Source organism: Hymenobacter sp. DG25A, from assembly GCF_001280305.1.
GTDB lineage: Bacteria > Bacteroidota > Bacteroidia > Cytophagales > Hymenobacteraceae > Hymenobacter.
The window spans coordinates 1,305,728-1,332,723 of the sequence record NZ_CP012623.1; the positions used below are offsets into that span (position 1 = coordinate 1,305,728).

Here is a 26,996-nt window from a genome sequence, read left to right on the forward strand (position 1 = left end):
AACTACTATGGCTGACAAAAAGATAATCGTTGTATTTGGGGCTACCGGAGCCCAGGGCGGTGGCCTGGCCCGGGCCATTTTGCAGGATACCCGGAGTGAGTTTGCAGTGCGGGCCGTTACCCGTCACCCCGAATCCGAAAAAGCACAGGCTTTAGCCAGGCTGGGGGCCGAAGTAGTATCCGCCGACATTGATAACCCGGAAAGCCTGAAAAAAGCACTACAGGGAGCCTATGGGGCTTATTTCGTTACCTTTTTCTGGGACCATTTTTCGCCGGAGCGGGAAGCAGCCGAAGCCGGCCAAATGGCCGAAGCCGCCAAAGCAGCTAAGTTACAGCACGTCATCTGGTCTACCTTGGAGGATACGCGCCGTTTTGTACCGCTCTCAGATGACCGCATGCCCACGCTGCAGGACAAGTACAAGGTGCCGCACTTCGATGCCAAGGGCGAATCAGACCAATATTTCCGCAACCTGGGCGTGCCCACTACCTTTCTGATTACTTCTTTTTACTGGGAGAATTTGCTCTACTTCGGCATGGGTCCCAAGCCCGGGCCCGATGGTGAGCTGGCAATTACCTTTCCAATGGGCGACAAGAAACTGTCGGGTATTGCCGTGGAAGACATCGGCAAGTGCGCCTATGGGATCTTTAAAAAGGGGAAAGAGCTGATTGGTAAAACCGTAGGCATAGCCGGGGAGCACCTGACCTGCCAGCAAATGGCGGATAGCTTATCGAAAGCGTTGGGTAAAAAAGTAGTGTACCACGAAGTAACTCCGGAAGCATACCGCCATTTCGGCTTTCCCGGAGCCGATGACCTGGGCAATATGTTTCAGTTTTATCGGGACTTTGCTGACCAGCTGTCCAAAACCCGCGACCTGAAGTTCGCCCGCGAACTGAACCCCCAGCTACAAACCTTTGACCAATGGCTGGCCAAAAATGCCGCCAAGCTGCAGGTAGAAGAAACTGCCAGCGCCAGTAAATAGAACCAATAAATAGAAAAAGGCCCCACCAACAATTGTTGGTGGGGCCTTTTTTTCATGGTAGTAATGAAAGCTACACGCCTGCTTCAGCGGCTACTTTAGGAGCGCCGGCCAGAATTTCTTCATTGGCGAAATCTGCGTACTTCTGGAAGTTGTGCACGAATTTCTCTGCCAGCGAAGCCGCCGTCTTATCGTAAGCTTCTTTATCCGACCACGTGTTGCGTGGGTCCAGGATTTCGGCCGGTACGCCTGCCAGCGAAACCGGCATTTCTACTCCAAAAACCGGGTGCTTCACAAACTCCACGTCATCCAGCGCGCCGTTCAGGGCGGCCGTAATCATGGCGCGGGTGTAGGGCAGCTTCATGCGTGAGCCCACGCCGTAGCTGCCGCCCGTCCAGCCGGTGTTGATGAGCCACACGTTTACATCATGCTCCTCCATTTTCTTGCCCAGCATCTCCGCATATTTGGTGGGGTGCAGGGGCAGGAATACCTGGCCAAAGCAGGCCGAGAAAGTGGTTTGAGGTTCCGTAATGCCTACTTCCGTACCCGCCACCTTGGCCGTGTAGCCCGACATGAAGTGGTACATGGCGTGGCTCTTATCAAGCTTGCTGATGGGAGGCAGCACGCCAAAAGCATCGGCCGTCAGGAAGAAGATGTTCTTGGGAACTCCACCCACGGAAGGTTCTACCGCATTATCAATGAAGCTGATAGGGTAGGCCGTGCGGGTGTTTTCCGTTACCTCCTTGTTGTTGTAGTCAACGGTGCGGGTGCCGGGAACAAAGCGCGTGTTCTCTACAATGGAGCCAAAGCGAATAGCATCCCAGATCTGGGGCTCTTTCTCCTGGCTCAGGTCAATCACCTTGGCGTAGCAGCCACCTTCAAAGTTGAAGATGCCGGCATTGCCGGGCATCCAGCCGTGCTCGTCGTCGCCGATGAGGCCACGGTTGGGGTCGGCGGAGAGGGTGGTTTTGCCGGTACCCGAGAGGCCGAAGAAAATGGCTGTGTCGCCCTGCTCGCCAATGTTGGCGGAGCAGTGCATGCTCAGCGTGTTTTTCTCGTGGGGCAGCAGGTAGTTCAGCACGCCAAAGATGCCTTTCTTCATCTCGCCGGCATAGCCCGTGCCACCAATCAGAATCATCTTTTTCTCGAAGTTCAGAATAGCGAAGTTGCTCTGGCGAGTGCCATCTACCGCGGGGTCGGCCTCAAAGCCGGGGGCGCAGATAATGCTGAAATCGGGCGTCCAGGTGGTGTCAGCACCCTCGGCGGGGCGCAGGAACATGTTGTAGCAGAACAGGTTGTGCCAGGCCAGCTCGTTTACTACGCGGAGCTTCAGCTGATAGTCGGGGTGGGCACCGGCATAAGCATCGCGCACAAACAGCTCTTTGTCGGCCAGGTACTGTACCATTTTGGCCTGCAGCTGCTCAAATTTCGCTGGATCAAAGGCAATGTTGATGTCGCCCCACCAAACGCTTTCTTCGGTGGAGGCATCTTTCACCACAAACCGGTCCTTGGGCGAGCGGCCGGTGAACTTACCGGTGTCAGCCATCAGGGCGCCGGTGTCGGTAAGGGTGCCTTCGCCGCGGCGTAGGGCCTGTTCTACCAGCTCGGCGGGGGTAAGGTTCAGGTGGACCGGACCAGAAGTACGCGTAAAGCCCAATGGCTGAAGGCGGGGGAGGACGTTGGCGGCAGGATCTTGCATAGGGCCGAAAACGAGGTTAAGGGTGGGTGGGAAAATGGGGAATCAGGAGACAAAAATAGACAAAAACCCGACTTAGTCAGTACCTAATAAAAATGAGCGAAAATTCGCTTGCGCTTTTTGAGCCCTTTTTCCGGTTTCCAGCGAATAGGTATAGTAATGCCTGCAGTTTGGAAAGTTTTGTAGATTTACCAACCCTCGTTCGGTTGCAGCGAACAGGAACCCTATTTTTATCTTTTCCTCTCTCACTTACCATTCATGCAAACAACATCTGCTGCTCTTCATGAACAGCCGCCCGTAGCCGCGAACAGCGGACACCCGCGGGGCCTGTACGTACTTTTCGCCACAGAAATGTGGGAGCGTTTCAGCTATTATGGAATGCGCGCCCTTTTGTCGCTGTACATGATCAAGGCCCTCCTGATGAACAAGGAGATGTCGTCGCTCATTTATGGTAACTACACCAGCCTGGTGTACCTCACGCCGCTGCTGGGCGGCTACGTAGCCGACCGCTACTGGGGCAACCGCCGCTCCATTCTGGTGGGCGGCCTGATGATGGCAGCCGGGCAGTTTGCCCTGTTCTTCAGCGCTTCCCTCTACCAGGCGGGCCAGACTGATGCTCCTCAGATGCAGCTGCTGCTGTTTTTTCTGGGTCTGGGCTGTCTGATTTTCGGTAACGGCTTCTTCAAGCCCAATATCTCATCAATGGTAGGTACGCTGTACCCCGCCGGCGACAAGCGTATTGATGCCGCTTACACTATCTTCTACATGGGCATCAACCTGGGTGCCTTCATGTCGCCGCTGGTGTGCGGTACCCTGGGCGATACGGGCAACCCCGCCGATTTTAAGTGGGGCTTTCTGGCCGCTGGTGTTGGTATGCTGCTGGGTACTATTACGTTTGAGCTGCTCAAGCACAAATACGTGGTAACGGCCGCTGGCGCGCCCCTCGGCGCCAAGCCTGAGCGCAGCGTGGAGCACTCCCCCGTAGTGCCTACCCAGACTGATGCGCCGGTACGGGCCGAGACGATTGCTCAGCCCTCCAAGAGCTTCGCCAGCAAGCTGCCCATGCTCATTGGCCTGTTTGCTATTGTATATGCTGCTATTGCCTGGCTCATGAACCGCGACTGGATTGGCGCGCTGGTTTTCTCAGCCATGATTGTAGCCCCCATCACCATCCTGACCGACTCCACGCTCACGGCCCGCGAAAAGCAGAAAATCTACGTTATTTTCATTCTGAGCTTCTTCGTTATCTTCTTCTGGGGCACGTTTGAGCAGGCCGGTGCTTCGCTCACTTTCTTTGCTGATGAGCAGACGGACCGTACGCTGGGTTCATCTGTTGTGCCGGCTTCCTACTTCCAGTCGGCTAATGCTCTGTTCATCATTATTTTCGCTCCAATCTTCGCAGTACTTTGGACGTGGCTGGGCAAGCGCGGCGCTGAGCCTTCTTCACCCCTGAAAATGTCGATCAGCCTCATGCTGATGGCCATTGGTTACCTCATCATTGCTTTCGGGGTGAAAGGGGTAGATGCTACTACCAAAGTGAGCATGTTCTGGCTGATTACCATGTATATGGTGCACACCTTTGCCGAGCTGTGCCTGTCGCCCATTGGCCTGGCTCTGGTGAATAAGCTGGCGCCCGCCCGCTTTGCTTCCCTGCTGATGGCGGTATGGTTCCTGGCCACGGCCGCTGGTAATAAGCTGGCCGGCGTACTTTCCGCCCTGTATCCTCCCGGCCCCGGCGAGTTTGCCAAAGCGGCCAAGGAAGGCATCAACCTGCCCAACATCCTGAACGGCACCTCGCAGGCCACCGCCGACGTTACCGCCAAGCTCAGCAGCCTGGAGCTGACCTCCCACTGGCCTACTTTCCTCGGCTTCCAGATCACCAGCCTCTACGATTTCTTCATGATCTTCGTGGGCATGTCGGCCGTTGCTTCGCTGATTCTGTTCATTCTCTACAAGCGCCTCTATACCATGATGGAGGAGCCTGTAACTGCGTAACGCAACTTTCATCCGGAATAAAAAAGCCTCCAACTGCGTATACAGTTGGAGGCTTTTTTATGGGCCTTGGGCAGCTAACGGTAGGCTATATTGCCACTGCAGATATGGTTGATTATGCAGTTATTAGCCCAAAGTCTTAACAGCCTATTTACCAGCTAAAATGAACTTGCCTCCCTACGATACTTTTCCAAACATTTCCGGCGGAAAAACCTCGTTACGACAAATCCTTTCTGCTGACATTGCAGACGTAGTTGAAATTTCGTTTTACGATGCAATCCAGGCAAAGACAGTAGAGGAGGCCGCAGGAATGCAGGAAAAAATCAACAAGGACTATTACGATGGCAACACCATTCATTGGGGTATTGTAGAGAATGCAACTAATAAGCTAGTGGGCACTTGTGGCTATTACCGCGGCTTAAACCAGGGAGAAGGAGAACTAGGCTGCATATTACTAGCCCAATTCAGAAGGCATGGTTTTATGGCGGATGCCCTGCAATTAGCCATAGACTTCGGGCTACATAATATCGGGCTAAAACGAATCTGGGCCATAACAACCAAACAAAACCACAAAGCAGTGAAGCTGCTGGAAAGGCTTGGCTTTATGAAAGTGGCAGACTTGTCTGATGATGAAGCTGAATATGCACTAATAACAAATAGCTACTGAAAAGAAACTGCCCGCTGCTACAATTCCAGACGGAAAATCAATCCACGAAAAAGCCCCGCCGGACAACGTCCAGCGGGGCTTTTTACAATCCAGGCCAGTGACGGCACCAGACGGCTGATCTTACATCATGCCGCCCATGCCACCCATGCCGCCCATACCGGCAGCACCGGCACCAGCGCCACCTTTGTCATCTTCGGGCTCATCCGAAATAACGCACTCGGTGGTCAGGAGCAGGCCGGCAATTGAAGCGGCATTTTCCAGGGCCAGACGCGTTACTTTGGTGGGGTCGAGGATACCAGCAGCCATCAGGTTTTCGTAGCGGTCTTCGCGGGCGTTGTAACCGTAGTCACCTTTGCCTTCGCGCACCTTCTGTACTACTACCGAGCCTTCGCCACCGGCGTTCTGCACGATGGTACGCAGGGGAGCTTCCAGAGCGGTACGGATGATGTTTACGCCGGTGCGCTCGTCGCCGTTCAGGGTGTTAACGGCGTCCAAGGACTCGAGGGCACGCACTAGGGCAACACCGCCGCCGGGTACTACACCTTCTTCTACAGCAGCGCGGGTAGCGTGCAGGGCATCGTCAACACGGTCTTTCTTCTCCTTCATCTCTACTTCCGTAGAAGCACCGATGTAGAGGATAGCAACACCGCCCGACAGCTTGGCCAGACGCTCCTGCAGCTTCTCCTTATCGTAGTCCGAAGTGGTTTTTTCCACCTGGGCTTTGATTTCGTTTATGCGCGAGGTGATGCCTTCTTTCTCGCCTTTGCCATTAACAATGGTGGTATTGTCCTTGTCAATGATGATTTTCTCGGCCTGACCGAGATATTCCAGCGTAGCGTTTTCCAGCTTGTAGCCGCGCTCTTCGCTGATAACGGTACCGCCCGTGAGAACGGCAATGTCTTCCAGCATGGCTTTGCGACGGTCGCCGAAGCCGGGAGCCTTTACAGCCGCAATTTTCAGCGAGCCGCGCAGCTTGTTTACTACCAGCGTAGCCAGGGCCTCACCGTCCACATCTTCGGAGATGATAACCAGGGGCTTGCCGGTTTGCACCACTTGCTCCAGCACGGGCAGGAGCTCCTTCATGGTGCTTACTTTCTTGTCGTAGATCAGGATGAAGGGGTTCTCCAGCTCCACTTCCATTTTCTCCGCGTTGGTCACGAAGTAAGGGGAGAGGTAACCACGGTCGAACTGCATGCCTTCCACCGTTTTTACTTCGGTTTCAGTACCACGCGCTTCTTCCACGGTAATTACACCTTCTTTGCCCACTTTGTCCATGGCATCGGCAATCATCTGGCCGATTTCCATGTCGTTGTTGGCCGAAATAGCGCCTACCTGAGCAATTTCCGAAGAGTTTTCAATCTTCTTGGACTGCTGCTTCAGGTTAGCCACTACCGCGTGAACGGCTTTGTCAATACCGCGCTTCAGGTCCATAGGGTTGGCTCCAGCAGCTACGTTCTTGGAGCCGGCCGTGTAAATAGCCTGGGCCAGTACGGTAGCGGTAGTAGTACCGTCACCGGCCTGATCAGCAGTTTTGCTGGCTACTTCTTTCACCAACTGAGCACCCATGTTTTCAACGGGGTCTTTCAGCTCAATTTCCTTGGCTACCGTCACACCGTCTTTGGTGATGGTGGGGGCGCCAAATTTCTTGTCGATAACCACGTTGCGGCCTTTAGGGCCCAGGGTTACTTTCACGGCGTTAGCCAGTTTATCTACGCCGCGCTTCAGCTTGTCGCGGCCGTCGGTATCGAATTGGATGTTCTTAGCCATCTTATTTTACAGAGGAATGAAATCGAAGGAAAGGAAAGGCCGGGCTTAGAGCACCGCTAGGATATCGGACTCACGCATGATGAGGTAGTCCTGGCCATCAAGGGTGATTTCCGTGCCGGCATATTTGCCATACAGCACCTGGTCGCCTACGCTTACCTGCGGCTTGATGGTAGTGCCGTTGTCGGCCACCTTGCCTTCGCCTACGGCTACTACTTCGCCACGCTGGGGCTTTTCCTTAGCCGTATCGGGAATAATGATGCCCGATTTGGTTTTCTCCTCGGCAGCGGCTGGCGCGATAAGGACGCGGTCAGCCAGTGGTTTCATGCTAAGTGACATAAAGTATGTTTTGGATGAAGGGTGTACACAAAGGTTGCGTGTGGCCGCAGTCCGCACTTCTTGTGCCAGCCCTATTAAACCTGACAGAATGAATGCCGGACCCGGATTTTCGGCCAGTTTTTTCCTTGAAATCTGCCACCCGTGTCAGGTTATGCCAGCGGGCCCCGCCAACTCAGTTGGCTTTCGCCAGATTGCTCCCGGCCGCTGGCGGCGGAGCAGAACCGTGCAGAAGTGCCGCAAACTGACTGAAGGCTGCCGGGGTGATGCTCCAGTCGGGGGCCTCAATCTCGCCCCAGGCCTTGGGGGAGTCCTGGAGGTTGAAGTAGTTGGCGCCGGCCACTTCCGGGTGCTCCCGGAGCGTCTGGGCCGCATCCTTTAGCCATTGCTGCTGAAAGTCATCGGGCCCCTTTACGCCAAATTCGGTAATGAAAATGGGCTTGTGCACGAAAGCCATCCGGCGGGTTTTGCGCAGAAATATGTCGCGGAAGGTTTCCTGCTGCTTGTGGTCGGTGATATTCTTGTCCGGGAGGCCATAAATGGCAATACTGATGTAGTCTACCACATCATCACCAGGCCAGAAATCCAAGGAGCCCCGGTCGCCGGCCGGGCCCCATACCATCCTAATGTTGGGTGCCCGCTCCTGGTTGAACTGCGCAACGTAGCGGTAGGCTTTAATATAGGTCAGCGGATTCTGGCTTTGCCATGGGTAGCGGGTAATGGGAATTTCCATTTCATGCGCCCACCGCAGATATACCGTTTGCCCCACGTTGGAAATGAGAGCATACATGGCTTTCAGCTGCGTGTCGTAGCGGCCGCGGAGGGTGTTGGCCAGGACATCCTTATCCATTGGCTGATCGGGCCCATCCCAGGGCTCCATCGTTACGATGACATCATGGTGCCGGGATATTACTGCCTGAAATTCCCGTTTGAACTCCCCATTCCGGAGCGTATGCCACTTCGCGAACAAGTGCTCTACCTGCACAGCCGGTTGGTCCACCAGCCGCCGGTTAGGATCGAAAACGCCCAGCACGGGTGGGGTCCAGCCTTGGCTGGTAGAAAGGGCAGGTAACGTTTTCCGTATTGTCCGGAGGCTTTGTGCCATCCACTGCTGATGGGCACGAATTTCTTTGGCCGCGGCTAACCCCCATTCTTGGCGGAAGCTTTGCTGCGGTACTGCCGGGGAGCCCAGGATAAGCACTGGTTTCTCCACTATAGCCACGCGGTGAAGCTTGCGCAGCAAAGCAGCCGGCCCTGTACTGCCGCCAGGGTAGGCCTGCGCCTGCGCTTCCGAGGCACTGCCCAACGTAATGCTGACCATATCTACCACATCGGAGCCGGGCCAGAACTCCAGGTCGCCGGGGTAGCCGGCCGGGCCCCAGACCAGCTTGGCCTGCGGGGCCAGCTTCCGGCAGCGTTGCGCAAAATACCGGTAAGCGTTGCTGAATGATTTGGGAGCCTGATTTTGCCAGGGGTAAACTTTAGCTGGTACCTCCATTTCCGGGTTCAGCCGCAAATAGTAGGTGTTCTGCTGGGCCGCAATACGGGCACAGAGCTGTTCTATATGCTGGTCGAAGGCTCCTTGCGTGAGCTCCTGCATTACATCGTTGGGTGCCGTAAGCAGGTCTTTTTCGGGCCATAGCTCTATGGTAAGTAGTACGGAGTGCTTGGGTGGGAGTGCCGGCAGCTCGGTTTTAATGGGAATTGAGTAGGCGGTAGTGGGGTGCCAGCGCACGGCATAATGATGCATGTTACTCCCGGCTGAACCCTGCGGATGGACAGGAGTAAAAGTGCCTGCCGCTACTACTGCTAATACGGGCTGGGAAGACTGCTCCTGCAAAGGGAGGCTAGTAGTAGTGGTGTATCTTTTTTGCAGCCACGTAAAAGCCGCCAGGCAGAGTAGCAGAACGGCTATCGAAGTAGAAACCCCAGACTTTTTCATCGTAGGATAGAATAATAATGAGGCATGACAATCGTCAAAGCATATGGTAACAGACTACTCAGGTGGTACCCGCGGCAGAAGCCTGCAAGCAATTGGTAGTAGTGCTATACTATGGGCAAGGCTCCCTTACTTTCTGATATTAACTACTAAATGTATAATTTAATATTAAAATAAAAATATTATTTAGTCTGGGTACAAAAAACGGGTGGCTTCCCTTGAGGAAAGCCACCCGTTACAAATTCCAGGAAGCGTAGTGTTTAAGGAGCCGGCGTGGTAGGAGTAGTAGCCGGAGCCGGAGCGGGTGCTGAAGGCGCGGGAGTGGTAGGAGCCGGGGCTGGTGCAGTAACTGGAACCTGGGTTTCCATGGCACGCTGCTGGTTTACGCTGCGTACCGGAGCAGTATCACCGGAGGTGCTGCTTACCATTTGGGTACCCAAGGACAAAACCATGAGGGCAATAGCAAAGCCCCAGGTCAGGCGCTCCAATAGGTCGCCGGTGCGTTTTACACCCATAAGCTGGGCAGTGCCGCCGGCACCAAACTGGCTGGAAAGTCCGCCTCCTTTAGGATTCTGGGCCAGCACCACCAGGGCCAGCAAGAAGCACACAAAAATGATTAGGCTGATCAGGGCAATATACATCTACTCCGAAAGTTTCAGTTGATTAATTTGGTCGGCAAAGTACGTCTTTTTTTCGGGCTGGCGCACCATCAGCTGCTCATATATTTCAATGGCTTTGGCCACCTTGCCCTGCCGGACCAATATTTTGGCCAGACTTTCCGATGCCAGCTGCGGCACAATGCTGGTACTGCGCACCGATAAATCCTGCTGCTCATCCACGGGCGGGAGGGTAGCAGGAGCCTTCAAGCGGGGCTGAACCTTCAGAAAACGGTTGATCAACTCAAACGAAGAAGGAGCCGGTGGCGGCGCCGGACGATTTGCCTGGGCATGTGCCAATAGTAGGGCATCGGGTTCGAAGAAGGCCGTTAACGGCAGGTCCACCGTTTCTTCGCTGCGCGGCAGGAGGGCATACCCCAGCCGGCTGCCATAGGGCAGGTCATAGCCCAGCTCGCTATCAGCGAAAAAGGCAGGTATGGCTGCTTTAATGGCCACGTCTTCCACCTCCGGCAACTGATATAGTACAGGCGGGGCTACCGGAGCGGGCTCTTCAAATCCATATTCAAAACGGGAAGAGCCGGCATCGGCCGGCGGCCGGATAGGAGGCGCTACCGGTGGCAGCTCGTCCAGAAGTGCCCCGGCAATGGGGTCTGTTTCAGCAGAAGCTTCTGCTACTTCAGGGCTACTTTCGGCTTCGGAACTAATGAGATCCGCCGTAGCGGACTTTTCTTCTACATCAGGTACAGACGAGTTTTCTGGTGCTTCAGCCAGCGCTTCCACAGTCGTATCCTCATCTTCCACCACTTCATCTATAGCTGCCTCAGAGACAACCGGAACTTCCTCTGCAACTGCCTCTACCGAAGCTGCTGGCATTATTGCTGTTTCGGCGGCCGTTTCAACCTCACTTTCAGCAGCCGGGCTGTCCGGAGATGCCTCTATTTCAGAAACCAGCGGGGATGCTAGCTCGAGTGGTGCTGACTCCTCTGTCGGTTGCAGACTAGGGTCTTCTTCAACGGGGGCATTGGGCGCTTCTGCTGCTACCGTAGGCTCTGGCTCTGTTATGGGAGCCGGAGCCGCCGTGAATGGCGTAGTAGGCTGAGGCTGCTGCTCAATCAGTTCACGAAGCAGCTGGCGGTCGGCGGCGTAGGTGGCGGCGTGGCGCAGGCGCTGACTGGCCAGCATGCTGCCGTGGTCGTGGGCGGCTTTGGCCAGCAGCAGGTGCGCCGTCTGGCAGTACGGAAAAGTGGCCGCCAGCTGCTCCAGTTCCCGGGTTTCAGCTTCTGAAATGGAGGTTACATGGTCCAGAATCTGCAACAGGGACGCACGGGTCATGGAAAACTAGGGTTGCGGCGGGTGATAGAGCGAAAAGCGGAAGCTTTTCGGTGCAAAAAAGGGCGATACGGCACTATGCACGCACAGCGGGCACTACCGAATAACAACAATACAGCAATTTAGCCAGTAAAGCACGCGCAGCGGCTACCAGTTGGCTACGGATTTATTAAAGGCATCCGTAATAATGCGCTCCGTAATGCGGCGCACCTCCGTCTGGTTATTGTTGATTTGCGTGGCATCCTGCGAGCCCGGGAAGTCGCCGTAGCTCTGGAAAGTCTGCTCGAAGTCCTGCTTGGGGTCTTTGGTGTTGGTGAATTTCACCCGCACCTGAATGGTCAGGCGGTTCAGGCCGGCCTGGTCGCGGCCTTCGGTTTTCTCGATGGCGGCCGGGGCAATATCGTAGCCAATAATGGCGCCTTCAAACTGCAGGTCACCATCGCGCGCTATCAGCTTTAGCGTGGTGTTGCGCTGAAAGTAGTCCTTGAAATCTTCCGTAAAACGCTGGGAAAGCGACGAAGGGCCGTTGGGGGCGCTATTGGGGAAGGTAGAAATGGAAATGGTCTTGACCGCGGGGTCGATGTTGGTGCCGGTGAAGGAGTACACGCGGCAACCCGCCACGCAAAAGCCCATCAATACGATCCAGCAGCTAATCAACCACTTATAGCTGTTCCAGGTCATATTGTTTGAGTTTACGGTAGAGGGTGCGTTCTGAAATACCCAAGTCGTGGGCGGCGTATTTGCGCTTGTGGTTGTGTTTCTTCAACGCCTTGATAATCATCTCCTTTTCCTTCGCGTCGAGGGAAAGGGTTTCCTCCTCCGTCTCGTGCGAAATGTCTTCTACCGGCTGGCTTTCATCGTCATAATCAGTGGCATCATCCACGGAAGGAATAAAGTACTCCGAGCCGGAGTCGGCCGGCTGACGCAGGGGGCGGCCGCCTTCATAGGGGGCTACATTCAGGTTGCTGAAAAGGTGGCTGTTCTGGCGCACCAACTCCTGCGCTTCGTGCGGGCGCTGCCCGGCGGCCAGCTCCAGCACCAGCTTCTTCAAATCCGTCACGTCCCGGCGCATATCAAACAGCACCTTATAAAGCAGGTCGCGCTCGGAGTAGGCATTGCCGGCCCCATCGGTGGCGGTGCCGGCAGCGTGCACCAGCATGGGCAGGCGGCTGGTTTGCTCGGCGGGCAGATACTGGCGCAAACGGCGCAGATCAATCTCCCGTTCCGTCTCCAGCACCGACATCTGCTCGGCCACATTCTTCAGCTGCCGGATGTTGCCAGGGAACTGAAAACGCTGTAATTCCACCACCGCATCGGGCGTCAACGACACCGGCTTTACGCGGTAGCGCTCGGCGAAATCCGTAGCGAACTTGCGGAATAATAGATAGATATCATCGCCCCGTTCACGTAATGGTGGAACTGTAATGGGGACGGTGTTGAGGCGGTAATAGAGGTCTTCCCGGAACTTGCCTTCGCGCACGGCATCCAGCAGATTCACGTTGGAAGCGGCTACCACGCGCACATCGGTCTTCTGTACTTTGCTGGAGCCTACCCGGATAAACTCACCGTTTTCCAGCACGCGCAGCAGGCGAGCCTGGGTGCCCAGCGGCATTTCGCCAATCTCATCCAGGAAAATGGTGCCGCCATTGGTTACCTCAAAATAGCCTTTGCGGGCTTCCTGCGCCCCCGTAAAGGAGCCTTTTTCGTGGCCAAACAGCTCCGAGTCGATGGTGCCTTCCGGAATAGCGCCGCAGTTAATGGCAATAAACTGCCCGTGCTTGCGCGGCGACAGGGCATGGATAATCTTCGAAAACGACTCCTTGCCCGAGCCGCTCTCACCGGAAATCATCACCGTCATATCCGTCGGCGCCACCTGAGCCGCCACCTGAATGGCGTAGTTCAGTGCCGGCGCATTGCCGATGATGCCGAAGCGTTGTTTGATACTTTGTATTTCGGAAGGTGTCAAGGTCGGGAAGGGGAGTTTCGTGTTGAAGACGAAAAGTGAAGCGGTTTATTTTATGACTTTAATTGAATCACTGATATAGTTGGAGGTTGGGCCGCTAAAATATCCAAGCAACCATCAATCGTTAGAATCACATAATGGATATAGTTTCCCAGAAAAACTTCTAGCGTCCCCTGGTTAAATAAACTGGCCCAAGGGGAGTTAGTTACTATCAATGTCCAGGAATTCTCTTGAGCATATCGATTTGCTGAACCATAATCAGCCGTCTGATATAAAGTTAAATGTGCCTCATCAGCTACTTGATATGGCCCAAACTGCTTAAAACAGAATTCAAAAACATCCTTATTATCCTTTACAGAAAAACAGAGTTTGTTTCCATCATCAACGAGCCCATGGAAGTATAATTCTTCTACACCGGTGCAGGGTGTTGCCCATTTTTGCGTTGATGGCTTAAGAGGCAAACCCATGTGGAACTGTAGTGGGAAGAGCGTAAAGATTCAGGGTTCCTGAATAAGGATAATTTTAGTCTCACCCTATCCAATGACAATTACTCCACTGCCTCGCCCAGCAGTGTGCTGGCGGAGCCACTATGCACCAGCACGTTCACGTAGTCGCCTTTCTTGTAGTGCTTTTTTGGGAAGATGACCACCTGGTTCTGGCTGTTGCGGCCGCTCAGGTGTTCATCAGATCGCTTGGAGAAGTTCTCGGCCAGTACTTTATGCACTTTGCCTACGCCCAGCAGGTTCCGCTCGCGGCTGTGCTGCTGCTGGAGGGCAATAACCTCAGCCAGGCGGCGCTTTTTCACCTCCAGCGGAATATCGTCTTCCAGCTTGCGGGCAGCCAGCGTGCCGGGGCGTTCCGAGTAGAAGAACATATAGGCCATGTCGTACTTCACGTACTCCATCAGGCTGAGCGTGTCCTGGTGCTCTTCCTCGGTTTCAGAGCAGAAGCCCGAAATCATATCAGAGCTGATGGCGCATTCGTCCCCCAGAATGCGGCGGATGGCCTGCACACGGTCCTCGTACCACGCACGGTCGTAGGTGCGGTTCATGAGCTTGAGGATGCGCGAGTTACCGCTTTGGGCGGGCAGGTGAATGTACTTGCAGATATTCTCGTGCCGCGCCATGGTGTGCAGCACCTCATCGGTAATGTCCTTGGGGTGGGAGGTGGAGAAGCGCACGCGCAGCTCGGGGCTGATCAGGGCCACGCTTTCCAGCAGCTGGGCAAAGTTTACCTGCTCAGTGCCATCTTCCGAAGCCCATTTGTAGGAGTCCACGTTCTGGCCCAGCAGGGTTACTTCCTTGTAGCCGGCGGCCACCAGGTCGCGGGCTTCCTGGATGATGCTGTGCGCGTCGCGGCTCCGCTCGCGGCCGCGGGTGAAGGGCACCACACAGAAGGAGCACATATTGTCGCAGCCCCGCATGATGCTGATGAAGGCCGTAATGCCGTTGGAATTCAGGCGTACCGGCGTGATGTCGGCGTAGGTTTCTTCCCGGCTCAGCAGCACGTTCACGGCTTTCTGGCCGCCGTCTACCTGCTGAATCAGCTGGGGCAGGTCGCGGTAGGCATCGGGGCCCACTACCAGGTCTACCAGCTTTTCTTCCTCCAGAAATTTGCTTTTCAGGCGTTCGGCCATGCAGCCCAGCACGCCCACCAGCAGCCCGGGGTTGCGCTTTTTGTGCCCGTTGATCTGCGACAGGCGCATCCGCACCGTTTGCTCGGCCTTCTCTCGGATGGAGCAGGTATTCAGCAGCACCAGATCCGCGCCTTCCAACTGCTCGGTGGTGTCAAAACCTTCATTAAACAGAATGCTGGACACGATTTCCGAGTCCGAGAAGTTCATCTGGCAGCCGTAGCTTTCAATATATAGCTTGCGCTTACGGCCCGTGCTGGTGGCGGCACTCACGCGCACCTCCCCAGACGGGGTTTCGGCATGCGTGGTAGCGTCGGTGCTCGGGGTGGGCAGCGTAGGCGTATCGAGGAAGTCGAGGGTAATCAGCGGTTGGGACATGGGTGTTCGTCGCAGGGTCAGCTTCACAGCTCGTGAGCACGGCAAAGGTAGCGGTTTTAGGACAAAAATGACAGAATGGCAGAGCGGCTGAGCTGGTAAAAGGCCGCTGTTTAGTTGCTTTTTCTGCTTTGCGGAGGCCCGAAGGATAGGGCCGGCCTGAGCTATAAGGCTAATAGAATCTGCTCCTTAGGTTGAGGAAAGGATGCACTTCCCAGGTACCGGGCCAGACGCTTAAAGGCTGGTGGGTAATGGAAAAAATCAGTCAATTGCGGCTCCCAGTACTTCCAGCATAGCCTGAGCTTTCAGCAGGCATTCCTCGTATTCGCGCTCGGGCACAGAATCGTACGTAATGGCTGAGCCGACTTGGAAGCTGAGGTAGCCGGTGTTCTGGCGGTATTGCAGGGAGCGGATAACGACGTTGAAATCGAAGTCGCCGTTGGGCAGCACGTAGCCGATGCTGCCGCTGTAGAGGCCGCGCCGGGTGCGCTCATACTGCTCAATCAGCTGCATAGCCCTTATTTTGGGGGCGCCGGTCATCGAGCCCATAGGGAATGCGGCCAGCAAGATATCAACCACGTCAGTGCCGGGGCGGGCCTGGGCCTGCACAGTGGATATCATCTGCCAGACGTGGCGGAAGGGATACAGGCCGAAGAGTTCCGGCACCTGCACCGAACCGGTTTCAGCCACCCGGGCCAGGTCGTTGCGCACCAAATCCACAATCATCAGATTCTCAGCGCGCTCCTTCTCGTCGTGTAGCAGGGTGTGGCGCTGCTGCGCATCGGTTTCCGGAGTATTGCCGCGGCGGATAGTGCCTTTTATCGGCTGGGAAAGTAGCGTAGCGCCTTCGCGGCGCAGAAACCGCTCGGGCGAGGCGCACAATAGGTAGCGGTCTTCCCATTTGTAAAACCCGGCAAAAGGGGTGGGAGAAGCCGCATTCAGCCGATGGAACATGGCTACCGGCTCCAATAATACCTGTTCGGCATAAAACTCCTGACACAGATTCAGCTCGTATACTTCTCCATTCAAAATATCTTCCTGAATGTTCTGCACGGCCGCTAAATAATCTGCCTTAGGCATGCGGGGGCGCACAGCGGGAATATGGGGTGCTGAATCAGAAAGCTCCGTGCTCAGAATTTCCGCCAATACGGTTGCCGGGCCATGTATTTCCACGCTTTCAGGCAGAAAGCGCAGCCAGATTTCGGCCTCAAAAAAGTGCAGCGCCGGCCATTCTAACCCATCCGGGTGGCCGCTGTGCAGGAGCGGCTCTATTTCGTTCTTTAGCTCATAGGAAAGCATGCCGCAGCGCGGAGCCGGGGTGGGCTGCCGGAGCCAGCCGCGCAGCTCAGCCAGGGAAGATGGCGCATCTGACGGCGTATGCCGCACAGCCAGCAAGTCCCGGAAACCCCCAAAAGGGTAACTCAGCCCATTAGAGCTGTAATAAGCACAACACCGAAACCCGGCGGCCCAGCCAAGTGCCAGCTCCCGGAAACGGGCCGCAGAAACAGGAAGATCAACGTAAGAAACGAAAAGCACGGAGCAAAGGTAGCGCAGAGCCGCCGACCAGTAGTGCCGGCCCCGGCGTGGTTTACTTCAAACCCGCCAGCGCCACTTTAGCTTTGGCATCGGTGCTGTTCTTGTACTCGTGCCGGGGGTAGCTCAGGGCTTTCTGAAAATAGGTGCGGGCCGTATTTTTCTGCCCTTCGGCCAGATATAGGTAGCCGAGCTGCAAGGCCGATTGCGGGGCAAAATAATACGGCGCGGGGCCGGCCAGCGCAATGGTCCGAGCATAGAGCAGGCGGGCCGAGTCCAGCTGCCCCAGACCATGCCAGGCGCGGGCCGCCCGGTAGGGAGCTTCCAGCTGGTCGCGCAACTGGGTGGTGCGGGTGCCGTGGAAGGTGGCCAGCGTGCGCAGGGCCTCGCGGTAGTAGCCGCCGTCAATCTGCAGGCGGGCGCGGGTAAGGATGTGGTTCAGCGGGAGCTTATCCTCTACCACCCGCTGGGCGTAGCTGTCTTCTTCCACCACGGTGCGCCCGCCATCATTAATCTGCCCGTAATACTGCCTAGCTGCGGGGGCATCATTCGAGAGCCAGGCGGCCAGGTACAGCTTAAAGGCAGCGTCCTTGCGGTAGTGCTGGCCCCGGTTTTCGCGCAGGAACTGCAGATTCTCCCGCTCGGAGGCCGCGTAAATGCCCTGGTACAGGAGCAGGTCGGCGGCCATGTGGTGCAGGTAGGGCACGGCCAGGTAAGCCGGGCCGGTGGGGCGGGTGCGGAAGGCAGCCAGGGCCTGGTCAGTCTGGTGCTGTTTTTTATGCAGGCTGATGAGCAGGTAGCTGAACAGCAGATTGTCGGGTTGCTGAGCCGCTAAACTGGTGGCCAGCTGAACGGCCTCCTCGCTTTTCTTGAAGTAGGTTTCCTCCACCAAAGCCAGGATAATGCGGGTTTCGGGCTGAAACTCGTGGGGCTGCCGGGCGGCCGTGCGCAGGTTTTGGAGCCCGGCCTCTACGCTGCCCGGCAAGCCCAGCAGCTTCAAAAACCAGCGGTAGCCCTCCGGCAGGGAGCCGATAAAGAACTGCAGCATGCCCAGCGTTTTGCGGGCCGGCAGAAAGTTAGGATACTGCCGCACCGCGTCCTGCATTTGCAGATACGCCTGCCGCAGACTCCAGGCACCCTGAATTTCGTGCTGAAAAGCTACCTGCGCCGCTGCCTGATGCAACCGGATTTCAGCCAGGGTATACGCCCGCAAGGCGGAACGCTCTTGAGATTTAGCCAGCAAGGCCAGCCGCTTGTCCTGCTTCTGAATTACGCCTTCATACAGCCGGGCATCCTGCGAAATCATCAACTCCGTCAAATCAATGCCATCGGCTACCAGCAGGGTGCCGGCACTGACGGGCGCGCGGAGCAGCTCGGGCTGAAGGCGGGCGCGGGCAGTGGAAATGCGCAGCTTCAGGAGCTCGGTGTAAGCCTGCCGGGCCGTGGGCGTGAGGGGCCAGTTATAGGAAGGGGGGCGTACTGCCTCCGGCAGCTCCTGCCGGGCCAGGGCCGTTGTGGCCAGCAGCAGGCATAGCAACCCAAGCACCAAGCCCGAAATCAGGCTTAGGCAGGATGAAACGGAACGGGCTGCTGACGGCGGATAAGACACGAGGGCACTGAATAGCAACAAAAAAGGAACGGCACAACACCGTTCCTTTTTCTGTAGTACTGATTACCGGTTGGGTATCAATTACACGTTTTTCACTTCCACGTCGGCCAGTACGCGGCCGCAGTGCTCGCACACGATGATTTTCTTGTGGGCGATGATATCGGCCTGGCGCTGGGGGGGCACTGTGTTAAAGCAGCCGCCGCAGGCGTCACGCTTCACCGTTACCACGGCCAGGCCGTTGCGTACGTTGCCGCGGATTCGGGTGTAAGCCATCAACAGCCGGTCCTCGATAGGCTTCACAGCCTTCTCGCGCTCGGTCATGATTTTCTTCTCATCGGTTTCGCTCTCTCCTACGATGGTTTCCAGCTCCGACTTTTTGTTGTCGAGGTCTTTCTTCCGCTCTTCCAGGCGCTGCTTGGTACCGCTGATTTCGTTGTTCTTCAACTCAATCTGGTACTGGGCTTCTTTGATCTTCTTTTCAGAAATCTGGATTTCCAGCTTCTGCAACTCAATTTCCTTGGCAATAGCCTCGTACTCCCGGTTGTTACGCACGTTCTGCTGCTGGTCCTCATACTTCTTGATGAGGCCGTCGGCATCCTTGGCGTTTTGCTTACGCTGCTTGATTTGCTCGTTGAGGCTGGCAATTTCTTCGTCGAACTTGCTTACGCGCACTTCGTAACCCGCAATTTCGTCCTCCAGGTCACGTACCTCTTCCGGCAAATCGCCGCGTACACGCCGGATTTCGTCAAGCTGCGAGTCAAGCTGCTGCAGGTTCAGAAGGGCTTCCAGCTTGCTGGCAACAGTGGTTTCCACAGAGGGGTTAGAAATCATAACGGACAGGGTTGGTGAGGGTCTCGGCAATGAAGAGCGCAAAAGTACTTCCAAAGTTGGCGGTAAGCAAATCCCGGAAAACCTCCCCGGTAAATTGTTCGCTCTCAAAATGGCCTACGTCGCAGAGCATCAGCCTGCCTTCGGCTTCAAAATATTCGTGGTATTTCAGGTCGCCGGTCACGTAGGCATCGGCCCCGGTGCTACGGGCTTTACCAATGAGAAAACTGCCGGCCCCGCCGCACAGCGCTACTTTCTGGATGGGCCGGGTAAACTCCGTGTGCTTCACTACGGGTATGCCCAGCTCCTCGCGCAGAAGTTGGCGGAAGGCGGCCGGGTCCAGCGGTTGGGGTAGCTCGCCTACCATGCCGGAGCCCACTTCCTGGTGGGTGTTTTCCAGCTTCACCACCTCGTAGGCCACTTCCTCGTAGGGGTGGGCCTGGCGCAAGGCTCGCAGCACGCTATTCTGCAGATAGAGCGGCATTAGCACCTCTATGCGCTGCTCATACACGGTTTGGGGCTCGCCCGGCTGCCCGATGAACGGGTTAGTGCCCGCGCCGGGCGTGAAGGTGCCGGTGCCTTCTATCCGGAAGCTGCAGTCCTGGTAGTTGCCTACGCGGCCCGCGCCGGCCTGGTACAGCGCCTGCAGCACGGCCTGGGTGTGCGGGGGTGGGGTATAGGTGATGAGCTTGGCCAGCGTGCCGGATTTAGGGTCGAGGATGCGCACGTTTTGCAGGCCCAGCTTTTCGGCCAGCTTGCGGTTTACGCCCTGCTGCACATTGTCCAGGTTGGTGTGGGCGGCGTAAATGGCAATGTCGTTTTTAAGCGCTTTTATCAGGGTTTGCTCTACTTCACTGGCCCCGGTGAGGCGCTTGAGCGGGCGGAATATCACGGGATGGTGCACCACTACCATGTTGCAGCCGCGCTGCAGAGCTTCCTCCAGCACAGCCGGGGTGCAGTCCAGCGCTATCAGCACGCCGCGCACCTCCATGGTGGGGTCGCCGCACTGCAGGCCGGCGTTGTCGTAGGTTTCCTGGTAGGCAAGGGGTGCCGCGGCCTCAAGCACCCGGGCGAGATCAGCCACGGTTGATGCTTTACGGGTGCTTACCGAAACAGGGCTGGGAGCCGGCTGAGTATACATAGGACGTGGGATTAGGTAGTAGAAGCGCGCCGCAAGTTGCAGTACCCGGCTGGATTTCGACTTTGCGGCACTCTATAAATGATTGATTTCTGCTTGCGAGTCAGCTATTCCATAAGGGCGCTAAGTACTTCTACGTAGCGCGCTACGTGCTGCGGCAGCCCCCGCCGTTTGTATTGCATGAGGTAGCGTGGGTGGTCCAGCACTTCAATATGGTCGAAAAGCGTGAGCTCCTGATTAAGCTGCTGCAGGTATTTTGCGTTGCGGCGCCCCAGGCACACGGCCACCGAGCGGCGCAGGCCCACCTCCAGCACCTGCTGTTGCAGGGAAAGGCGCATATCGTCTGCCAGCGCCGCCGTGAGGGCCGGCGCATCATAATAATTATAGTTGCGCTCTTCCCGCAGCAGCACCAGCGGGTAAAGGGAGCCGAGGTAGAAATCCTGGTAAAAACGGGCGGGCCCACCCATGGCCGCCACCACCTGATAGATAAACTGGCTGGAAAGCTCCCGCTGCCGGGGCAGCGCATTGGTAATGCCGCAGTCATCGGCCAGGGCTACCGGGTCGGTGAAGGCCACGCCGGTACGGCCGCTGCCAAAGCGCCCGGGATTAATGCCCAGCAGGGCTACCCGGGGTTCGGGGCTGGCGTAGTACTGCCGGGCAAAAGCCGTGAGCAAGGGCTGCACCTCGGGCTGCTGGTAAGGGCTTTCCGCCGAAACCCCAGCAGGCAGCGCGGCCGGCAGCGGAAAATTGGTTAGAAAGGGCAGGAGGCGGTCGGCAAATGAAGTCATCAACATAAAATAGAAAGCCAACCCCAGGCAGCGGATAGGAATTAGGGGTGAGATGGAGTTTAAGCCAGGAAATCAGGCTTCTGGAAAGGTACTCAGCCATGGCGGCAAAATCCCCGTATTTTTGCCCGCTCTATTTTTTGCTACTATGGCCCGATTGGTTACGCTTTTGCTGCTGCCGCTGAGCTGGCTTTATGCCGGCATAATGAGTGTGCGCAACTGGTTGTACGAGGCGGGGCTCCTGACGTCGGCGCGCTTCCCGGTGCCCCTTATTAGTGTGGGGAACCTGCGCGTGGGCGGCACCGGCAAAACGCCGCACGTGGCCTGGGTGGTGCTTGAGCTGCTGAAAATGGAAGAAGAGCCGGCCATTTTAAGCCGCGGGTATGGGCGCCGCACTAAGGGCTACCGCCTGGTAAAGCCCACGGATACGGCCGCTACGGTGGGCGACGAGCCCCTGCAGCACTTCCTGGATTTTAACGGCGCCGTACCCGTGGCCGTGGCCGAGGACCGCCGCGTGGGGTTGTTGCACCTGCTGACCAACCAGCACCCCAGCGCCATCGTCCTCGACGACGCCTACCAGCACCGCCGCGTTCAGCCGGCGCTTTCGATACTTCTCACGGAATATCAGCGGCCCTTTTACACCGACCAGGTGCTGCCGGCCGGCCGGTTGCGGGAAAGCCGGGCCGGGGCCCGCCGGGCCGATGTGGTGATAGTCACCAAATGCGCTGACCACCTGCCGGAAGCTGAGCAGCAGACAATGCGGCAGCAGATTGGCCGTTACACCAAGGCAGGAGTGCCGGTGCTGTTCTCTTCCTATAGCTATGGTGCCCCGGTAGCGGTAGGCGAACAGTCAGCGCCGGCCAGCCCGGAAGTGGTGCTGCTTACCGGCATTGCCCAGCCGGAACCCTTACGTTCTTACCTAGCCTCAACGGGCTACCAGATAGCGCACCACGCGGTTTTTTCTGACCATCACGCCTTCACCCCAGCGGAAATTAAAGCTGTTTGTGTCCAATTACGGCCCGGACAAAGCATCTTTACCACGCAAAAGGATGCCATGCGCCTTTCCCAGCCCGCTTTGCAGCAGGTACTCTCCGGTGTGCCGGTGTTTTATATTCCTATTGAAGTCCGGTTTCTGGCCGATGGTGCCAGCCAGCTTCGCGCTTTACTAGTGTCTTCTTTTCAGCCCCAAGCTGTTGTCTGATCTGTCTTCTTTTTCGATTATGCGGCGCCCGGGCCGGTTGCAAAAGCTCCTTGCCAGGAGTGGAGGTGTTCTGCTGGCTATCCTGCTGTGGCTGAGCGTAGTAGCGCCGCTGCATGCGCAGGTACTGGACGATACCACCAAAGTGTTATATAGCCCCCTGACTACCAAGGTTATCCGGGAGCGGGACGTGCTGCGCGACATCACCACCGGCCAAACGCTGGATACCACGCTGCTCACCTTCCACAACATCCGGCGGTACTGGCTGAATGATACCACGTACCAGCAGGACCTGGGCAACCTGGGCACGGCCTCGCGCAGGCTGCTCTGGGAGCAACCCACCAAGCTGGGCGCCCGCCTGGGCCGCACCGTCTTCGATAAATATGCCCGCACCGCCTCCGATGTGGTGTATTACGATACCCGCTCGCCCTACACCTTTTTCCGCTATCTGCAGGGCGGCCTGGGCGAGCAGATTTTTCAGCTCTCCTACGCCCGCAGCCTGAAAAAGAATGCCAACGTGGGTATCTCCTACGAGCGGCTGGCATCCAATAAAGTGCTGGCTGCCTCCCCCCGGGAAGGTTTGATTCGTCATTCCGGTATCACGCTCTTTGGCCGCTATCAAACTAAGGATGAGCAGTATCATCTGCTGGCCAATTACATCATTACGCGCCACGAGGCCGTGGAGCAGGGCGGAATCCGGCCACTGGATGATGCGTCGATTCCGCGGGCCCTGCAGGATACCGTACCGAATCAGCTATTTGATTATCAGCGGGAAAGGGTGTGGCTGAGCCAGGCAGTGAATCGGGATAACCGGGACGATGCCCATTTGGCGCATACCTACCGGCTACTAGGCAAAGGCCTCACCGCCTTCCACATCTTCGATTTTAACCGGCAGCAAAACCGCTACAACGACGATGCCATTCCCTACGATGAGAGCGGCAAAATCCGGTACTATCCTCAGCTCAGCACTAAACAGCAAACCCAGTTCGACTCCACCAAAACCGAGGACCGGGCTTTATTCCGGCAGATTGAAAACACCGTAGGCGTGCTGGGCCACACCGATGCCGTGGACTACCGCGTGTACGGCCGCTACCGCAATGCCCGCCTGGAAACCCGCTCTTTAATAGGTGGAGAAAGTAATGATACGTTGCCCATACGCACTTTCAATCAGTTTTTTTTGGGCGGAAACGCGGCCTTTCGCTACCAGCAATTTGCCATTCAAACGGCCGGCGAATACAAGATTGTCAATGAATACTGGGTGCGCGCTTCAGCGCGGTTAGGTTTTCTTACCGCGGAGTTATTCAGTTCCTCTTATTCACCTACGCTCACAGAGCAACAGTTCAGCGGCAACCACTATGCCTGGTTTCATGTAGACTCTGCTGAATTTAATAAATCACAGGCCAACCAGTTGCTGGTACGGGTAGAAAAGCAACTGGGCGCGCAACGGTTTCTGGCAGAAGGCTCCGTAGTGAATATCAGCAACTTGATTTTTTATAACCAGGACGCGAAGCCGGAGCAGTTGAATACGGACCGCCAGTTATATATTGGTCGCTTGCGGCATCGGCTGGTGCTCGGTGGTTTCTACACCGACCATGACCTGACGCTCACTGGCGGGGGAGATGCTGAAGAACTGCGCATTCCGGCTGCCGTACTCACCAGCCGCATTGCCTACCAGGGGTTTCTGTTCAAGAAAGCACTGTTCGGACAGGTAGGAGTGGAGACGTACTTTCAGTCCCGGTGGAAGGCCTATGCCTATAACCCCAGCACGCAGCAGTTTTTCGTGCAGGACCATTTCACGGTGCGCAGCTACCCATTGGTGGATGTGTTCCTGACCGGTGACATCAAGACCGTAACCGTGTTCCTGAAGATGGCCTACCTCAACCAGGGGCTGCTGCACAACGGGTATTTTGCCACGCCTTACTACACCGGTAATCCGCGCAGCTTCCAGTTTGGCATCAAGTGGAATTTCTTTGATTAATCTGCTCTGCGGGGCCTCATCTGACCAGCCCGATTAAAGCACTGCTTTAGCTTCTCATGACTGACGATATCCTTCCTGATGATAATGCCGAAGTAGCCCGGCAGCGCGAGAAAACCATTCTCAAACTCAAGCTCAATACCGACCCCCGCTGGGTGGATATTGCCAGCAAGAACATTGAGGATATTCTCGTAGACCATGCCTACTGTGAGCAGAAAGCCGCCAGCACGGGTATCAGCCTTATTCTGAAATACCCCGAGAAATCCCGGCTGGTGGACGAGCTAACCGGCTTAGTAGCCGAGGAGTGGGCGCACTTTGAGCGCGTGCTGCTGGAGTTGCGCAAGCGCGGCTACGAACTAGGCCGCCCCCGCCGCGACGAGTACGTAGTACAGCTCATGACCCATGTGCGTAAGGGCGGCCCCCGCGAGCGGCAGCTGATGGATCAGCTGCTGGTAAGTGCTCTGATAGAGGCCCGTAGCTGCGAGCGATTCAAGCTTTTGTGGAAGCATATTCCGGACCCCGGCCTAAGTAAATTCTACTACGAACTGATGGTGTCAGAAGCCGGCCACTTTGTTAGTTACGTAGAGCTGGCCAAGGAATACTGCGACGCCCGGGAGGTTGATGCCCGCCTGCAGGAACTTCTCAAAATAGAAGGCGAAATCATTACCAGCCTGCCGGTGCGCAACGACCGGATGCATTAACCAGATTCTCTCCTAGAGTTAAATTAGAAGGGCCCGTAGCCGTATCTCATTTTGGGATACGGCTACGGGCCCTTCTAATTTCTGTTTTATTGTACCGGCTGTGGAGTCCCGGAAGCCAGCAGGCCGGCGGGCACTTCCAACTCCCCGGTATGCGGGTTTATGAGGCCGTTGCGCTCATCCTCAATGTTGGTGGCCTGCGTGTATACGTCGCCGGCAATGGGGCGCTTGCGCAACTCTATTTTATACTGCCTGATCTGCTCGACCCGGGCTGTCACATCCTGAGGGCCGCCGTAGTCAGGGAAGCCAAAGCCGCCCCACTCACTGACAATCAGGGGTTTCTGACGGCGGTAGAAATAAGGGTCGCCTACCACCAGCGGGAAGGCGGCCACCCCGGCCAGGTCTCCCTGCACCAGGCGGTCCAGTAATTCCTGCCAACGCGTCAGCTCAGGGGTATACAGGTGTGCAGTCAGCAAATCAGACATCAGGCGGCCACCGCCCGATACGTGCTGCCAGCCATCGTTATCAACCACCAGAAACTGCGGGTGCTCAATCTGCATGTAATGATACATGTCGGTGATGTAGCGGCGCGTTTCGGAGTTGGTAGCAATGTCCTGAGCACCCCAATCTTCATTGTAGAGGCTCCAGATAACTATTGAAGGGTGAGACTCAATGAGGGCCAGCATGCGCAACAGCTCGGCCCGGTGGTTTTCCCGGCTGCGCGGCGTGGAGGTGTGCGGACTCGGAACTTCCACCCACAGCAACAGGCCCAGCTCGTCGGCCAGGTTATAGATACGGGGGTCTACCCCGGCAATGTGCACCCGCACCAGGTTGCAGCCCAGGTCCCGCATAGCGTACATGTGCTTGCGCATTTCCTCGTAGGTGGCCGTACCGGGTTGATACAGAATGCCATCCAGATAAAGCGGCTGGTTGTTCACGTACACATACCTGCCCCGGGATTCTATTTTCCGCAGCCCAAAATGCGTTTCAATCTGGGCGGTATAGCCTTCGCTGTCAATCAGCAGGGCCACCAGGTAATACAGATGGGGAGAGCCCGGGCCCCAAAGCTTGGCGCCGGGCAGCTCCAGCACTACCCGCTGCTGCCGCTGGCCTGATTCCAGACGCAGGGGGAAATCAGAGGTGGCCAGGGGCTGCGGCGCGGGCTGGCTACGATCAAAAACCTGCAGACGCAGGGTATACAGGCCCGGATCGTGAATGCGGGTGGTGATGTTAAAGCGTACCAGCTGGTCTTCAATGATGCTGTCGACACCCACGCGGGAGCGGAGGCGGTTGCGCTCTACCATCTCCAGCCACACGCTGCGCACGGCCCCGGTGTAGGTCTGGTACCAGATGCCGCCGCGCTTGTACACGTGCGACTCCTGCTTGCCGCGGGTCGTTTCCGCGTCCATGGTATCTGCAATGCGCACGGTAAGCCGATTGACGGGGCGCAGGTTTTCTTCCTTCAGCTCAAAAGAGAAGGAGGTATACTCGCCAAAATGCACGTCTTCGCCCTCAATGGTGCGCAGCTGGTGGCCATTGAGCCACACGCGGGTTTCGTAACCGCAGGCCCCAAAGGTGAGCTGGAACATGGAATTTTTGCTGTCGTCGCCGCGCTCCGGCAGCGGAAACTCCCGCTCATACCACACCACTACCTGGTCCTGCCAGGCGGCCGGCGCCTGCTCGCCTTTCACGCTGGCCAGGTGGTCTTCCACGGAGCCGGGCCAGGGGGCGGTATCGGTGTAGTTGTGCCCTACGTACCAGTTGTCCCGCAGGCCGATATCATTTATATCGTGCTCAAAGCGCCACTCCCCGTCCAGGAGCAGGTAGTTGTTGGTGCGCAGTACAGCACGCGGCAATGGATTAGCGGTGCGCAATTCTCCTTCACTGCGCGAAAACCCGTAGTTCTTTTGATCAGAATCCATGAAAGCTGCAAAAGGTGAAGCCC

Annotated in this window: 22 protein-coding genes; 6 read left to right on the forward strand and 16 right to left on the reverse strand. The window is 56.6% G+C overall.

Going from position 1 to position 26,996, the window contains the following annotated elements; all coding sequences use genetic code 11:
• Window positions 1–7: 7 nt before the first annotated feature.
• Entirely contained in the window at window positions 8–979 is a 972-nt protein-coding gene (locus tag AM218_RS05640; RefSeq protein WP_054412649.1) for an NmrA/HSCARG family protein, read from the forward strand.
• Window positions 980–1,049: 70 nt separating this feature from the next.
• Here AM218_RS05640 and pckA read toward each other — a convergent pair whose 3' ends face one another.
• Complete coding sequence (gene pckA, locus AM218_RS05645; protein ID WP_054412652.1) at window positions 1,050–2,675, reverse strand: phosphoenolpyruvate carboxykinase (ATP); 1,626 nt, start codon at window positions 2,673–2,675, stop codon at window positions 1,050–1,052.
• Between the two features lie 255 nt (window positions 2,676–2,930).
• On the opposite strand from pckA, the gene AM218_RS05650 reads away from it, so the two are divergent.
• Window positions 2,931–4,667, forward strand: coding sequence for a peptide MFS transporter (locus AM218_RS05650; protein ID WP_054412654.1), 1,737 nt, complete (start codon window positions 2,931–2,933; stop codon window positions 4,665–4,667).
• Between the two features lie 160 nt (window positions 4,668–4,827).
• Window positions 4,828–5,331 carry a GNAT family N-acetyltransferase gene (locus AM218_RS05655; RefSeq protein WP_054412656.1) on the forward strand — a complete coding sequence of 168 codons (504 nt, stop codon included), beginning with the start codon at window positions 4,828–4,830 and terminating at the stop codon, window positions 5,329–5,331.
• 120 nt (window positions 5,332–5,451) lie between these two features.
• Here the strand turns inward: AM218_RS05655 and groL are convergent, their stop codons facing one another.
• From groL to AM218_RS05720, 14 genes are all read right to left on the reverse strand, one after another.
• Window positions 5,452–7,098, reverse strand: coding sequence for a chaperonin GroEL (gene groL / locus AM218_RS05660; protein ID WP_054412658.1), 1,647 nt, complete (start codon window positions 7,096–7,098; stop codon window positions 5,452–5,454).
• A 45-nt stretch (window positions 7,099–7,143) separates the two neighbouring features.
• A complete protein-coding gene (gene groES, locus AM218_RS05665) occupies window positions 7,144–7,434 on the reverse strand; it encodes a co-chaperone GroES (protein ID WP_054412661.1) in 291 nt (96 codons plus the stop codon).
• A 172-nt stretch (window positions 7,435–7,606) separates the two neighbouring features.
• Window positions 7,607–9,181 carry a glycoside hydrolase family 26 protein gene (locus AM218_RS05670; protein ID WP_054412663.1) on the reverse strand — a complete coding sequence of 525 codons (1,575 nt, stop codon included), beginning with the start codon at window positions 9,179–9,181 and terminating at the stop codon, window positions 7,607–7,609.
• Between the two features lie 449 nt (window positions 9,182–9,630).
• Window positions 9,631–10,011 (reverse strand): preprotein translocase subunit SecG, encoded by a 381-nt coding sequence (gene secG / locus AM218_RS05675; protein ID WP_054412666.1) that lies wholly within the window; start codon window positions 10,009–10,011, stop codon window positions 9,631–9,633.
• On the reverse strand, window positions 10,012–11,319 hold the full coding sequence (locus AM218_RS05680; protein ID WP_054412668.1) for a DUF8458 domain-containing protein: 1,308 nt from the start codon (window positions 11,317–11,319) through the stop codon (window positions 10,012–10,014). It abuts the gene before it with no gap.
• A gap of 144 nt (window positions 11,320–11,463) precedes the next feature.
• Window positions 11,464–11,997, reverse strand: a complete 534-nt coding sequence (locus tag AM218_RS05685) for an LptE family protein (protein WP_082318085.1) — start codon at window positions 11,995–11,997, stop codon at window positions 11,464–11,466.
• Window positions 11,978–13,282: a sigma-54 interaction domain-containing protein gene (locus tag AM218_RS05690; RefSeq protein ID WP_054412670.1), complete on the reverse strand. Its 1,305-nt coding sequence runs from the start codon at window positions 13,280–13,282 to the stop codon at window positions 11,978–11,980. The genes AM218_RS05685 and AM218_RS05690 overlap by 20 nt, the downstream gene beginning before the upstream one ends.
• A gap of 50 nt (window positions 13,283–13,332) precedes the next feature.
• Window positions 13,333–13,746 carry a hypothetical protein gene (locus tag AM218_RS16715; protein ID WP_157547534.1) on the reverse strand — a complete coding sequence of 138 codons (414 nt, stop codon included), beginning with the start codon at window positions 13,744–13,746 and terminating at the stop codon, window positions 13,333–13,335.
• Between the two features lie 80 nt (window positions 13,747–13,826).
• Complete coding sequence (gene miaB, locus AM218_RS05695) at window positions 13,827–15,290, reverse strand: tRNA (N6-isopentenyl adenosine(37)-C2)-methylthiotransferase MiaB (protein ID WP_082318086.1); 1,464 nt, start codon at window positions 15,288–15,290, stop codon at window positions 13,827–13,829.
• Between the two features lie 258 nt (window positions 15,291–15,548).
• Entirely contained in the window at window positions 15,549–16,823 is a 1,275-nt protein-coding gene (gene pabB / locus AM218_RS05700; protein WP_071843706.1) for an aminodeoxychorismate synthase component I, read from the reverse strand.
• A gap of 52 nt (window positions 16,824–16,875) precedes the next feature.
• A complete protein-coding gene (locus AM218_RS05705) occupies window positions 16,876–18,366 on the reverse strand; it encodes a tetratricopeptide repeat protein (protein ID WP_157547535.1) in 1,491 nt (496 codons plus the stop codon).
• A 144-nt stretch (window positions 18,367–18,510) separates the two neighbouring features.
• Complete coding sequence (locus tag AM218_RS05710) at window positions 18,511–19,242, reverse strand: zinc ribbon domain-containing protein (protein WP_054415331.1); 732 nt, start codon at window positions 19,240–19,242, stop codon at window positions 18,511–18,513.
• A gap of 7 nt (window positions 19,243–19,249) precedes the next feature.
• Window positions 19,250–20,341: a Nif3-like dinuclear metal center hexameric protein gene (locus AM218_RS05715; protein WP_231717554.1), complete on the reverse strand. Its 1,092-nt coding sequence runs from the start codon at window positions 20,339–20,341 to the stop codon at window positions 19,250–19,252.
• A gap of 161 nt (window positions 20,342–20,502) precedes the next feature.
• Window positions 20,503–21,183, reverse strand: a complete 681-nt coding sequence (locus AM218_RS05720) for a uracil-DNA glycosylase family protein (protein WP_054412677.1) — start codon at window positions 21,181–21,183, stop codon at window positions 20,503–20,505.
• A 145-nt stretch (window positions 21,184–21,328) separates the two neighbouring features.
• Here AM218_RS05720 and lpxK point away from each other — a divergent pair, with 145 nt between their 5' ends.
• From lpxK to AM218_RS05735, 3 genes are read left to right on the forward strand one after another with little or no spacing between them, the layout of a single operon-like run.
• Complete coding sequence (gene lpxK / locus AM218_RS05725; protein ID WP_054415333.1) at window positions 21,329–22,381, forward strand: tetraacyldisaccharide 4'-kinase; 1,053 nt, start codon at window positions 21,329–21,331, stop codon at window positions 22,379–22,381.
• Window positions 22,382–22,418: 37 nt separating this feature from the next.
• Window positions 22,419–24,356 (forward strand): putative porin, encoded by a 1,938-nt coding sequence (locus AM218_RS05730; RefSeq protein ID WP_197274023.1) that lies wholly within the window; start codon window positions 22,419–22,421, stop codon window positions 24,354–24,356.
• Between the two features lie 56 nt (window positions 24,357–24,412).
• Window positions 24,413–25,054, forward strand: coding sequence for a MiaE family protein (locus tag AM218_RS05735; RefSeq protein WP_054412681.1), 642 nt, complete (start codon window positions 24,413–24,415; stop codon window positions 25,052–25,054).
• Window positions 25,055–25,140: 86 nt separating this feature from the next.
• Here the strand turns inward: AM218_RS05735 and AM218_RS05740 are convergent, their stop codons facing one another.
• Window positions 25,141–26,973, reverse strand: a complete 1,833-nt coding sequence (locus AM218_RS05740; protein ID WP_054412682.1) for a glycoside hydrolase family 2 protein — start codon at window positions 26,971–26,973, stop codon at window positions 25,141–25,143.
• Window positions 26,974–26,996 lie beyond the last annotated feature (23 nt).